Consider the following 12,988-nt stretch of genomic DNA (forward strand, 5'->3'; position numbering starts at 1 on the left):
ACTGTTTTAGCGGGTTAAAGTGATTAAATACAAAAAGGTCCCGAGACATTCACTCTGTCTCGGAACTTTTCAAATTATCTAATCTTAATTTTCACTTTCACATCGCCTTCAATCCATTGTGGATATCCATACAAAGGAAGCTTAATTGGATTCACAAAAGATCCTTTTAAAAAGTTCATTTGAATTACAACGGTTCCATCCTTATTAGATGAGAAACCACCACTTGTAAAGTTTACTTCTTTTCCTTCGGCATCAATAAAGGAATTGAACGGACTTGCATGATACCCATCCTCACTTTTTAGCAAGAATTCGAAGTAGCCGTTCTTCAATTTCTGTATTGAATAGCGTTGATCCGCTGGTTGTTCTATGATTACACCTTTTTCAGTATCCATTAATAGATACGCTTCATCTTTATCAATCGCTTGAAGTTTATTGAACATAAGCGTCAACTCATCTGGTTGTTCAAAGTAGTTACTTTCTAAGAAATAGATTTTTTCTTCCTCATTTTCTGTTCTCGAAATTCCACTCACAGACGTCCACTTTTCTCCATTTTCATCCACCAATCGTAAATCCTCAATACCGAATATCATCTTGGTATTATTCGGATCCGTACGAATATGGATTGCGACCTTTAATGGTGAAATCTCAATTTTTTGGATTGTAATTTTTTGCCTCTCAATTGAAACGGTTTCATTCACCGGATAACGCGTTGTAGGCATTTTTTCTTTTGCCAAAGAAAACGGAATGTCAAAATCGATTTCCCTTTCAGTAGATTTTGCAGTTGCGTGTAATATAAAATCACTTTCATTCACACCTTCTTTAAACCGAATATTTATTTTTACTGCAAGTTCTTTACCGGTTTCAAAACTACCTGGATCCGGTGTTGCTGATCCCCACCGCATTACATCATTCCCTTTTCGATCTGTAATATCTGATAAACCAAGATGAAATACTTCATTTTTTCGAGCGCCGCCTAATGTATAGAAAAGAACCATTTCTTGCTCGTCTACGATGACTCCCTTAAGCGTTAATGTTACACCCTCTTTTTCAGAGGAAAGATTAAACGCTTGATAATATTCATTGTTCATCGCACTTTCAAGCCCTTTGTCTTCACGAATAAATTCAACAAATCTTTCCATTCCGGGTATCGAAGCAATGGCATTTGCAAATACAGGCGACACTCGAATTGAAGTAACTAATGTGATTAGTAAAATTGCGGCCACGATAATCGACCAAATCCCCCGTTTATATATTCTTTTCTTGTTCCTCGATTTCCCTAGTTTCCCTCGTTCGAAACCATTCTTTATAGCTTGTTCAAGGCGAATTTCAGCAATCGGCTGAGCTCCAATTTGCTTCTTCCACTGGCCTAGCTTTTCTTCTTCATTTTTATACATGGCCACTCCCTCCCTTCTCTTCAAAAAATAATCTAAGTACGCTTAATGCCTTGTATAATCTCGTCTTAATTGTACTTTCAGGTGTAGCTGTAAGTTCTGCGATATCTTTAATTTTAATATCCTGTAAATATTTCATATAAACCAGTTCCCGTTGCTGTTCAGTTAGCGTGTTAAGTGCTTCCTCAACTTGAAGGTACGTGTAATCTTCACTTATTCCGTACTGAATTAACGCATCTTCATTCGACACAAACTGTTTCTGTTTTCGCAACATATCACGACAATAATTCATCGTAATTCGTATAAGCCAAGTTTTTACATACTCGGGCTTACGCAACGTATGTATTTTTTCGTAAGCACGAAACGTTACTTCTTGGACTGCTTCAAGTGCGTCTTCTTCATTTTTTAAATAGGCCAGCGCAGTCCTAAATAGATCCTCTTTATAAACAAGCAGTAGAGATAAAAACGCTTCATCATTTCCACTAACCGCTTTCTTTACTAATTCAACATCTTTCAAGACCTCACTCCTATCTTTCTACCACTAACAATTCATTGTAGTTAGTTTACCTTATATACATTAGACATACAGTTCTCGAAAAAGTTTGAATTAATTTTACCAATCGTTAATTTATAAAAGTCCACTCCATACCCACTATCGTTGCATAGGATAAGGGGAATCATAAGGAAGGAGTGAACAAATGGTTAATATGCCACCGGATAACCAAAATGAAAGACAATGGTATCCGCAATTACCTGAAGGTTATAACGTGGAACCGATGTCAAACCAATACCAGTCTAATCCTGGAATGCCGGGATACGGTTCACCTATGGGTCCACAATTTGAGCAAGGAATGCCTGGGTACGGTTCTCCTATGGGGCAGCAATTTGAACAAGGAATGCCTGGATACGCTTCTCCTATGGGGCAGCAATTTGGGCAAGGTATGCCCGGATATGGACCTCCTATGGGGCAGCAATTTGGGCAAGGAATGCCCGGATTTGGCCCGCCTATGGGGGCAGGAATACCTGGATTTAGGCCTCCTATGAATTTCCCGCCTGGAGCACAAGGTATGCCTAATTTCGATCCACCGACTAGACCCCCATCTGGACAACAAGGACAACAAGGCCCTTCTTCACCACCGCCAAGCTTTGCACCTCCATACCCAGGAGGAAGCGGTAATCAAGCCCAAGTTTTCGCGGTAGATCCCGGAGCAATTCGCGGTTGTCTGTATCGCCAAACGTACGTCTGGTTATCGAGAAGACAAGGTTTTTGGTTCTACCCAACCTTTGTTGGTAGGACATCAGTTGCCGGCTATAGATGGCGAAGCAGACGAAGAAGATGGGAATATTTCGGGATTGATTTAAACCAAATCGATTCATTCACTTGTTTTTAAATTAAATTGCTACAAAACTTCAAAATCTAAAAGTCTCTTAGTTCGCAACAAGAACTAAGAGACTTTTCACATCAAATAAAGGACAAGCAGCATAGTGGATAGAAGAATACAAAACAGTCACTTTAATAAAGGGGGATTTTAATGAGCAATGTTTTGGAGAAATACGAGGCTTGGATAAATGAAACTTCTTTACCCGACCACTTAAAAATGGAATTACAATCGATAGTAGGGAATCATAAGGAAATTGAAGACCGATTTTATCAAAAGATACAGTTTGGAACTGGGGGCATGAGAGGATTACTCGGTGCAGGAATCAATAGAATTAATATATATACAATACGCCTTGTCGCAGAAGGACTGGCACTACTCATACAAAATCATGGGAAAATTGCAATGCAAAAGGGAGTCGTTATCGCTTACGACACAAGACATTTTTCCGAACAATTTGCTATTGAAATCGCAAAAACGATTGGCAAATACGGCATACAAGTTTTTCTATTTGAAGAAAGCCGTCCAACACCCGAATTGTCATTTGCAATAAGACAGTTAGGTGCTTTTGCAGGCGTCGTAGTCACTGCATCTCATAATCCAGCTGATTATAACGGCTTGAAAGTGTACGGAGAAGACGGTGGTCAACTTCCACCCGCTGCGTCAGATGAAATTGTAAACTATATGGACAGCATTCCAAATATATTTAGGGTTGATATTCAAGATGAAAAAACACTGTTGGAAAACGGTTTTCTTCATTATATACTCAAGGAAATCGACGATGCATATCAGGAATGTCTGCTGACACTTAGCGAGATAGGATTACATTCAATTAAAGAAGTTCTGTCTATCATTTATACACCGTTACACGGATCCGGACTCGTGCCCGTTTCTACTGGTCTCAAAGGATTTGGTTTTCATAATGTAACAGTCGTTCCGGAACAAGAGCGTCCTGATCCAACGTTCCCAACGGTTACATTCCCAAATCCAGAAGAACGTGAAGCCTTTGAACTCGCCATTCAGTTAGGCCATAAAAAAGAAGCCGAATTGCTTTTAGCAACCGACCCCGATGCCGATCGTCTCGGTGTAGCTGTGCGGAAAGACGATGGTAACTATGAATTATTGACGGGCAACCAACTTGGTGCACTTCTTCTACATTATATTTTACTGCAAAAAAAGACTAAAAACGAAATTCCTGAAAACGGAATCGTACTGAAAACCATCGTCACTTCCGAACTTGGAAGAGCAATCGCGGAGAAATTCGGTGTCCATACACTGGATACATTAACAGGATTCAAATTTATTTCCGAGAAAATTGAAGAGTTCAATTACAGTGGCCAATTCAAATTCTTATTTGGTTACGAAGAAAGCTACGGATATTTAATTGGTGAATTTTCCCGTGACAAAGACGCTGTCCAAGCAGCGCTAGTGACCTCGGAAATGGCCGCATATTACAAATCCATTGGAATATCAATGTTTGACGCACTGACCAACTTATACAAAGAATTCGGCTATTACAAAGAGTCTTTAAAATCGATTACTTTGAAAGGTAAAGGTGGACAAGAATCCATAGCTCAAATTATGAGCGAATTTCGAAATCACCCGCCTGAAACAATCGGAGGAATTCGAATAATTGCTCTTGAAGATTACAAAAAAAGAACCCGCCACGAGCTTAACGGCGAATCCATTCCAATCAGCTTACCAGAAGCCGATGTTCTTAAATTCTTTTTGGAAGATGACTCTTGGGTGTGTATTAGACCCTCAGGAACCGAACCCAAATGTAAGTTTTATTTTGGAGTGAGGAAGGGTTCGGCCGAGGAAGTGGATGGTGCTCTTCGGATGATGGAGGGGGATTTGATGGAACGTATTAACGTTATCACTTCAGGTCTATTTAATTACTGAGGGAAGTATAAATATTATCATTCAAGTGAAACACTAAATTTTCTAGGTTGGTATTCCATTTAAAAGCTCTTGAACAATCTAAATGGAATACCAACCAAGCATTTTTTTGAAAGCTTATTTACTCCGTAAAAAAGTTGTCCATAATATGAAGGGGTTTCCGGTGCTAATATAGAGCATCCGATAATCGCTAAATTAGTTGGTGCATTTTCTAAAGATGGTTTTTACACAGAATTTTTCACCTGCATCAAATTCGAGTCCATTTGTATAGGATTGATTAATACATATCTTTGACAATAATATCTTAAATACACCACTTTGTAATTACTTCTTCAACTATATATTAGATTGCCATTTCAATGACAGGAAAATCACCTTTGTTTCTAGTAAAAGTGGGTATTTGAACCTTCGACGGGAATTTTCACTTTTAAACTTTTCACAGGTAACACCCCATAGTGATTAGATTACTTTATTAAGTTTTTACATCGTCTATTATACTCACCTAATTTTGTAGTTTTACAGTAAGAATCCCATTTCTCTTTAAATCAGTTCCTCTATAAAGTGGGAAATAGTTTTCATTTAGGATGTGGTCTAGTCTTTTCTCCTCCACTACAAAATCATAAACGTCTACATCTAAAATATTTGTACCTATATAGTATTCGTAGTTATTATTATTCGTAAAAGAAGTCTTATATTTAAACAGGTTATCATTTTCCTCATAACCACCACCAAGATGAAGATAAGTGCAATCTTTGTTTTTTGAAAACTCCACCATATAATCAAAAATTAAATTATTAGGCCTTAAATATAAATATTCTGTTCGAGATGCCCCCAAGTGATAGTGTGAGAAGTTAGCCGTCGTAAAAAGAAGGACAGCAGAGATTACTATTTCACCGTAGTAAACGAAAAGCAAATGCGAATTTGAAGTTCCCGTATCTATTAGGAGTTCATCAATAATGTCGTAACTGAAATAGTAAAAATCGCTTGCATTATTCCGATTCATTGTTTCATTATACAAACCCAAAAAAACATTAATATTATCTGCACTTTTGGTTACTTCCTCGCATTTCAGTCCATTTTTATGCGCTTTTAATATATTTCTTTTATTCATTGATGTATATTGAGAACGAATCATGTTTAATTCATTTGTTAAATTTACCGCCGTTGTTTCTCCTTTTAAATAAAGGTTACAATAGTTTCCCATAGATGAGGCATTGTTGTATAAGGGGTGGAAGTTAATAACTTCCGATATAATATTATTCTTTTTACAATATAAAATAAATTCAGTTCTAAACTTTTTCAAAACCTCTTTAATTCCATTAACTAATGGTCCACCGTATCCGTATGGAGTTATCATATCATAAATCGTTTTTTTATATTTCGAATTAATTTCTCTTACAATAACAGGATAAATAACAATACCCATATGGTTTTCATAATAAAATAACTTGGCTTTTCCTTTTTCTAGTTTTGCAATAGTACTACAATATTCGTAAGTATAGTAGATATCGTTAAACTTTATACTTCCTACTATCCTGTTCCATTGTTCATGTGATTCAGTAACCACAAATCCCAATTTTTGATTCCCCCTATTTAAATCGCATTTTTAAATCAGCTACTATTTCCAAAAACATGTGACTATATAATTATTTAGTCATTATACTATTTACCGTATATAATTGTAATGTTTTCATTTATTTGGGATTTCCCCTAGATATTCATCTTTTACTTGTATGGTTAGTATGACTTAGATTATTCCATTCCATATTATCTAAGTACCATTCAATTGTTTTTTTGAGTCCTTTTTCAAATGTAGTTAGGGGTGTCCATCCTATTTCTTTCACAATTTTTTCATTATCAATTGCATATCTTCTGTCATGACCTAATCGATCTTCCACGTATTCAATAAGGTTTTCTTCTTTATTTAGTAAATTAAGAATTAATTTAACAATATCAATATTTTCTTTTTCATTATTTCCGCCAACATTATAAACCTCACCAATTTTCCCTTTGTGAAGCACGTTATCAATTGCGATACAATGATCTTCTACATAAAGCCAGTCCCTTATCTGTTTACCATCCCCATATACTGGGACAGGCAGATTTCTTAATGCACGATTAATGACTAATGGTATTAATTTCTCCGAATGTTGATATGGGCCGTAATTATTTGAGCATCTTGTTATCATAATCGGGAGTCCATAGGTTTCATAATATGCTCTGGCAACCATATCTGCAGAGGCCTTCGATGCTGAATATGGACTGTTTGGGGTTATTTTTGTCTCTTCATTAAATAACCCATCTTTATCTAATGTCCCATAAACTTCATCTGTAGATATTTGGATGAAATTAACATTATGTTTAAAATCTCTACAACTTTTGTTAAAAGAATCTAATTTCCAATGACGTTTTGCTGCATCTAGTAAAACTTCTGTCCCAATCACATTTGTCATTAGAAATAATGAGGGATTATCTATGCTACGATCCACATGAGACTCTGCGGCAAAGTTTATTACTACTTGGATATCAAACATATTAAAAATATCATTCACTACTATTTTGTCGCCAATATCACCATTTACAAAGTGATAGTTTTTATTCTGACTAAATTCATTTAAACTTTCTGGATTTCCTGCGTATGTTAGCAAATCTAGATTAATTATTCTATAGTCTTCATATTTCGAAAGCATGTATTTAATAAAGTTTGTCCCAATGAACCCGGCTCCACCAGTAACTAATATATTCATTTTGGCTCCTAAACTTCGTATTTTTTCTAATGTCCGCTAATTATGCATTAATGAACTAAATAGTTCTTTCGATTTTGTAATTTCAACTAAGTATTTCCCATAATCCGTTTTCATTAATGGCTCTGCAAGAACTAACAGCTCCTCTTTTGAAATATAAGCCCTCCGATAGGCGATTTCCTCTATGCAAGAAACGTACAAACCTTGTCGTTTTTGAATCGCCTCAACAAAGTTAGATGCTTCTAGCAAAGATTCGTGTGTTCCAGTGTCCAACCACGCCAATCCCCTACCCATGACTTCTACCTTTAATTCTCCGCGAAGAAGGTACTCATTAATGACACAAGTGATCTCCTTTTCACCCCTAATAGAAGGCGAAACTTTTTTAGCAAAGTTTATTACTTGATTATCAAAGAAATATAACCCTGGAATCGCATAAGATGATTTTGGATACTCAGGCTTTTCCTCTATGGAAATAGCATTCATATGCTCATCCACCTCTACTACTCCATATGCTCTTGGATCTTTTACATAACATCCAAATATTGTTGCACCTCTAGATAACCTTGCCGCATGTCGTAGACGGTTTCCAAAATCTGAACCATAAAAAATATTATCACCTAATACTAATGCAACAGTAGAATTACCAATGAACTTTTCTCCAATTATAAATGCTTCCGCTAGTCCACTTGGCTGAAATTGTATCTCGTAAGATAATTTTATTCCAATTTTACTTCCATCTCCTAATAAGTCTTTAAAACTTGTTATATCCCTTGGAGTTGAAATAATTAATATTTCCCTAATGCCTGCTAGTAATAAAACCGATAGCGGATAATAAATCATCGGTTTATCATATACAGGTAACATTTGTTTCGAGATGGATTTCGTTAGTGGATAAAGACGAGTTCCAGATCCGCCAGCTAATATTATTCCCTTCATAACGCAACACTCACAGTAGTTACTTGTAATTTTTTTATAATTTCACAAATTGTCAAAACGGATGTCAGTTCCAACTCCCCATAATAAGGCAAAGACAACACCCCTTTAACAGTTTTTTGGGCCTGAGGAAGGTTCTTAGGTTGAGAAGATTTTAGATGCTTATACCAGGCGAAATCACTGCATAACGGATAAAAATATTTCCTTGAAAACACATTATATTGTTGTAATTGTTCAAGAAGCCAATCCCTTGATTGACCAAATAAACATTCATCTATTTCAATTACAAAGTACTGATAGCTACTATTCTCGTCTTCCAATTTTGTTATTACACGTATTCCAGGTACATTAGCCAAGTGTTGTTCGTATTCTATTTTAATTTCATGCCTTCTTGCTCTTTCCTCGTCTACTAATTTCAAAGTTTCTAATCCGATAGCTGCTTGAATCTCATTCATCTTGGCATTTAATCCAGGTAAAACAACTTCTTCCTGACCTACAAGACCAAAGTTTTTTAATTGGTTTAGTTTCATTACTAACGATTGATCTTTAAAAGTTAAGGCTCCCCCCTCAATCGTGTGAAAAAGTTTCGTCGCATGAAAGCTAAACATTGTCATATCACCGAAACTTCCTATAGGTTTTCCTTTTATCATTGTTCCGAAGACATGTGCACCATCATAAATCACTTTTAAATCATATTTATCAGCAATTTCTTGTATCTTTAGAACATCACATGGATTTCCGAAAACATGTACCCCAAGTATGGCACTTGTCTTTTCCGTAATAAGTGCTTCAATTTTAGTTACATCAATCGTTAATGTATCGGGTTCAATATCGCAAAACACAGGGGTCAGTCCATTCCAATCAAGTGCTTGGACAGTTGCTGGGAAAGTAAAGGGAGTTGTAATCACTTCCCCAGCGAGATTCAATGATTTTAATCCTAATAGAAGTGCCATTGTGCCATTATTAAAAAGTACGATGTTTTCTGTATTTAAATAATCCTTCAATTGTTTCTCCAATCTTTTTTGCTGAAGACCGTTGTTGGTTAACCATTTACTATCCCATACTTCACTAAATTGGCTATTTAATTTTTGAAGGGAAGGTAATAGTGGTCTGGTAACATAGATTGGTTCTTTTAAGGTGCCAATATCAATCATGAAAAGCCTCCTTTTAAAATAAAACCCCTTTTTCGAAAACTGATTAAGCCTTCACAATATACTCAGCATCCAACAAGTATTATAAAAATTAGATAGACTACAATACTGCCAGGGAAATGTTGTTTTATAGATAATTACATTTATTGAGTGTGTGAGTGACGGACCTATGATTAAACGATTAGGATTACATGCATTGCAAAAAGATAGTTTCCTAAAGAAAATAAAATGAGTTAAGAATATTAAAAAAATATTTATCATTGAGTTAACTTTACAGATTCCTCTTTATATTCGGACCTACCCAATAGAAAATACATATTATTTTTATAAACTTCCACACCTGGTTGATTGAAGGGATTCACACCAAGTAAATATCCGCTCATTGTACATGCTAATTGAAAAAAATAAGTAAGATAACCAAAGGTGAATCCATTGATTTCTGGTATTTCAATTATTATATTAGGTATCCCCTCATTCGTGTGAGCAAGTAATGTACCTTGAAACACTTTTTCATTTATAAAACTTACTTTTTGTCCATTCAAGTAGTTTAAATCGTCAAAGTCTATTGCTTCCTTTACAATCTCAAGTTCCTTTCCACTTTTTTCTACCTTAATAACTGTTTCGAATAAGCCTTTTCTCCCCTCTTGAATATACTGACCAAGGGAATGTAGGTCAGTCGAAAAAGTAGCTGAGGCTGGGAATATACCTAGCTGTTCTTTACCTTCACTTTCGGCAAAAAGTTGCTTCCACCATTCAGAAAAATAGTGAAGACTTGGTTCGTAACTAATAAGAAGCTCAATCGTTTTTCCTTGTTTATATAACAGGTTGCGAACAGCAGCATATTGATAAGCGATATTATCACTAATGCCAGGCTGATTTAGTTCTACTCTTGCTCTGGCGGCACCCTTTAAAATATTATCTATACATATTCCACTCACTGCCATTGGAAAAAGTCCTACAGAGGTCAATACAGAAAAACGTCCCCCGATATCTTTAGGTATCACAAATGTTTCGTAACCTTCTATCGTTGCATGTGCTTTCAATCGGCCCTTATTATTATCTGTTGTTACATAAATGCGTGATCTTGCTTCTTTCTCACCGTATTTATCTACGAGCAATTTCCGAAAGATTCTAAACGCAATCGCCGGTTCTAAAGTCGTTCCTGATTTAGAAATCACGTTAATGGAAAAGTCTTTTCCTTCTAGAAATTCCATCAAATCATTCATATAAATTGAACTTAGATGATTTCCGACAAAAAACACTTTCGGTGAAGAGCACTGTGCAGTAGAAAGTTGATTATGAAAACTATGTGTAAGCATTTCAATTCCAGCGCGTGCACCTGTATATGATCCACCAATTCCAATTACTAATAAGATTTCGCTATCATTTTGTACTTTTACGGATAATTTTTTAATTAGGTCGACCTCTCTTTGATTATAGTTAACGGGGTAATCAAGCCAACCTAACGAATTATGACCTGGATCTTCTTTTTCTTGTATTTTATTATGATAATAATGAATACTTTTTTTCAAGGCGTCAAATTCATATTTATTGAATAAAGGAATGGCCCTTGAATAATCAAATGTTATATAACTCATCGATTCCTTAGCTCCCCTACCGACTTTTATTTCTCCACATTTACAGATAAACGTTTATTGGTGTAGAATCTTGTAGTTTCATTTAACCCTTCTTGAAGTGAATATTGAACATGCCAATCAAATTCATTAATCGCCCTTCGATTATCTAAAATACTTTGCACAATTTCTCCCAATCTTCTTGGTTCATACAACGGTATTGTATTAATCCCTGTCAATTCAGTGATTTTATTATATAGTTCTTCAATGCCAGTTTCTGAACATGAACTAATATTAAAAACCCCCTTTGCCTCGCTCATTAACGCCAAACGACAAGCAGAGGCGACATCCTTCACATAGATAAAATCTCTAGTTTGACTGCCATCGTATATACTTACTTCTTTATCGGCTAATAAACGATTAATGAAGATAGAAATTACTCCTGCTTCTCCCATTTCATTTTGTCTTGGTCCATATACATTTGAAAATCTTAATATACAACTATCTAATCCATTAAATACGCTATAGTGTTTTATATAATTCTCTGCTGAGTGCTTGGAAAGTGCATAAAATGATTGTGAATTTATTGAGTGATTTTCATCAATCGGAAGATATTCAGGTTCACCGTAAACAGCTGCTGATGAGGCAAATAAAAACTTCCTAACATTATATTTCTTTGATAAGAGCATCACATTAATAGTTCCAACCGTATTCGTTAAAAAGTCAAAATATGGATCATTCATAGATACCATAACTGAAGCTTGGGCAGCTAAATGAATCACATAATCTGGTTGTTCTTCAATAAAAATAGACTCAAACTTTGGATCATTCAAATCCATCTCATATTTTTTTACACCTTCACATAAATTCTCCTTAAAGCCTGTTACATAGTTATCAACCGATACAACTTGGAATTCATATTCTAGTAATTCTTCTATTACATGAGACCCAATAAATCCGGCACCGCCAGTAATTAATACTTTCAAATTGTACGCCACCTCCCAAAATTACTTCCATAATATTTGGATACACTGGAACACTTATTTATCCTCCCAAATATGCACCTTTTGCCTTAATAATAAAAAAATTTATTCAAAAAACATGTTCGATATTTTAAATAATAGTTGCAGTTTTCAATATAATGGAAATCTATTTCAATCCCTTTTTCGTTGTTTATTTAAGAATGTCCATTAAATTTTGAATATCCTGTAATTCCAATCTCAACAACTAATCTTTGTGCCTGGTATGAATTTTAAAGTCTTGTAATCTTAGTTATTCCCATCCTTGTACCTTCTATACTTATGTCATCAAGGAATACATTTATGAGTTGAGGTTGTTCATCAAAACTATATTTTCTGTAGATTCTTCTTTCCTAAAAATCTATTAGCTGTTTTAAATTCAAAATACTTTAGCACATTTTCACACCTTATATATATGTGTTTTTTTCTTTTTCATATCCAGTTTCAGAGTTCGAAATTCTTGTATAGTAAATATTATATTATTATTACCTGTCCGAATTTGGCTAAAAAAGATATGTCTTCTAGAATATAGGTAATTATCAAACGCAAAAAGTAGTATTAGTGGCTTACGAATAATAATCAAAAATAAACTTGTCCATACTTCAAAAAGACTATTCAAAAATAAATATGATAATGATCTTTTTCCTGTATCCTTACTATTAATTTTTCGCTACACAATACACTATATTCAGTAGTCTTAGCCAAAAGAACCTTCACACTATAAAAAAATGCCCATACCAATTACTTCTTTATTATTCTCTCTTTCTAAATTCTTACTACTCAAAGTATTATCTATTTATTAGTCTTGTATACATACAAATAGTTGAAACAATTTATTAACAAAAAAAGACCCTATCCAATGATAAAGTCGTTTCGTGCAATGTTTTATAAGATGTAA

11 protein-coding genes are annotated in these 12,988 nt (G+C 34.9%); 2 read left to right on the forward strand and 9 right to left on the reverse strand.

Going from position 1 to position 12,988, the window contains the following annotated elements; genetic code table 11:
* Nucleotides 1–74: 74 nt before the first annotated feature.
* The gene (locus tag ACP8HH_RS14260) at nt 75–1,394 is read right to left on the reverse strand and encodes a DUF4179 domain-containing protein (RefSeq protein WP_438312395.1); all 1,320 of its coding nucleotides are present in this window, start codon (nt 1,392–1,394) and stop codon (nt 75–77) included.
* A complete protein-coding gene (locus ACP8HH_RS14265) occupies nt 1,387–1,908 on the reverse strand; it encodes a sigma-70 family RNA polymerase sigma factor (RefSeq protein WP_438312397.1) in 522 nt (173 codons plus the stop codon). The genes ACP8HH_RS14260 and ACP8HH_RS14265 overlap by 8 nt, the downstream gene beginning before the upstream one ends.
* A 181-nt stretch (nt 1,909–2,089) precedes the next feature.
* Between ACP8HH_RS14265 and ACP8HH_RS14270 the strand changes: the two genes are divergently transcribed.
* A complete protein-coding gene (locus tag ACP8HH_RS14270) occupies nt 2,090–2,782 on the forward strand; it encodes a hypothetical protein (RefSeq protein ID WP_438312399.1) in 693 nt (230 codons plus the stop codon).
* A gap of 141 nt (nt 2,783–2,923) precedes the next feature.
* A complete protein-coding gene (locus tag ACP8HH_RS14275; RefSeq protein ID WP_438312401.1) occupies nt 2,924–4,672 on the forward strand; it encodes a phospho-sugar mutase in 1,749 nt (582 codons plus the stop codon).
* A 499-nt stretch (nt 4,673–5,171) separates the two neighbouring features.
* On the opposite strand, the gene ACP8HH_RS14280 is transcribed toward ACP8HH_RS14275, so the two are convergent.
* The 7 genes from ACP8HH_RS14280 to ACP8HH_RS14310 all read right to left on the reverse strand — a co-directional run bounded on the left by ACP8HH_RS14280 (nt 5,172) and on the right by ACP8HH_RS14310 (nt 12,709).
* The gene (locus tag ACP8HH_RS14280; protein ID WP_438319188.1) at nt 5,172–6,236 is read right to left on the reverse strand and encodes a GNAT family N-acetyltransferase; all 1,065 of its coding nucleotides are present in this window, start codon (nt 6,234–6,236) and stop codon (nt 5,172–5,174) included.
* A gap of 151 nt (nt 6,237–6,387) precedes the next feature.
* Nucleotides 6,388–7,416, reverse strand: a complete 1,029-nt coding sequence (gene rfbB, locus ACP8HH_RS14285) for a dTDP-glucose 4,6-dehydratase (RefSeq protein ID WP_438312404.1) — start codon at nt 7,414–7,416, stop codon at nt 6,388–6,390.
* Nucleotides 7,417–7,452: 36 nt separating this feature from the next.
* Nucleotides 7,453–8,349 (reverse strand): glucose-1-phosphate thymidylyltransferase RfbA, encoded by an 897-nt coding sequence (gene rfbA / locus ACP8HH_RS14290; protein WP_438312405.1) that lies wholly within the window; start codon nt 8,347–8,349, stop codon nt 7,453–7,455.
* Nucleotides 8,346–9,500 (reverse strand): DegT/DnrJ/EryC1/StrS family aminotransferase, encoded by a 1,155-nt coding sequence (locus tag ACP8HH_RS14295; protein WP_438312407.1) that lies wholly within the window; start codon nt 9,498–9,500, stop codon nt 8,346–8,348. Before ACP8HH_RS14295 ends, rfbA begins: the two co-directional genes overlap by 4 nt.
* Nucleotides 9,501–9,754: 254 nt before the next feature.
* Entirely contained in the window at nt 9,755–11,095 is a 1,341-nt protein-coding gene (locus ACP8HH_RS14300; protein ID WP_438312408.1) for a glucose-6-phosphate isomerase, read from the reverse strand.
* A 26-nt stretch (nt 11,096–11,121) separates the two neighbouring features.
* On the reverse strand, nt 11,122–12,057 hold the full coding sequence (locus ACP8HH_RS14305) for an NAD-dependent epimerase/dehydratase family protein (protein ID WP_438312410.1): 936 nt from the start codon (nt 12,055–12,057) through the stop codon (nt 11,122–11,124).
* 433 nt (nt 12,058–12,490) lie between these two features.
* The gene (locus ACP8HH_RS14310; RefSeq protein WP_438312412.1) at nt 12,491–12,709 is read right to left on the reverse strand and encodes a sugar transferase; all 219 of its coding nucleotides are present in this window, start codon (nt 12,707–12,709) and stop codon (nt 12,491–12,493) included.
* Nucleotides 12,710–12,988 lie beyond the last annotated feature (279 nt).

The sequence above is a fragment of the Sporosarcina sp. FA9 genome, assembly GCF_051550205.1.
Taxonomy (GTDB): domain Bacteria; phylum Bacillota; class Bacilli; order Bacillales_A; family Planococcaceae; genus Sporosarcina.

Coding starts and splice junctions, on each gene's coding strand:
- ACP8HH_RS14260 (WP_438312395.1), bottom strand. CDS start 1,394: ATGTATAAAAATGAAGAAGAAAAGCTAGGCCAGTGGAAGAAGCAAATT.
- ACP8HH_RS14270 (WP_438312399.1), top strand. CDS start 2,090: ATGGTTAATATGCCACCGGATAACCAAAATGAAAGACAATGGTATCCG.
- ACP8HH_RS14275 (WP_438312401.1), top strand. CDS start 2,924: ATGAGCAATGTTTTGGAGAAATACGAGGCTTGGATAAATGAAACTTCT.
- rfbB (WP_438312404.1), bottom strand. CDS start 7,416: ATGAATATATTAGTTACTGGTGGAGCCGGGTTCATTGGGACAAACTTT.
- rfbA (WP_438312405.1), bottom strand. CDS start 8,349: ATGAAGGGAATAATATTAGCTGGCGGATCTGGAACTCGTCTTTATCCA.
- ACP8HH_RS14295 (WP_438312407.1), bottom strand. CDS start 9,500: ATGATTGATATTGGCACCTTAAAAGAACCAATCTATGTTACCAGACCA.
- ACP8HH_RS14300 (WP_438312408.1), bottom strand. CDS start 11,095: ATGAGTTATATAACATTTGATTATTCAAGGGCCATTCCTTTATTCAAT.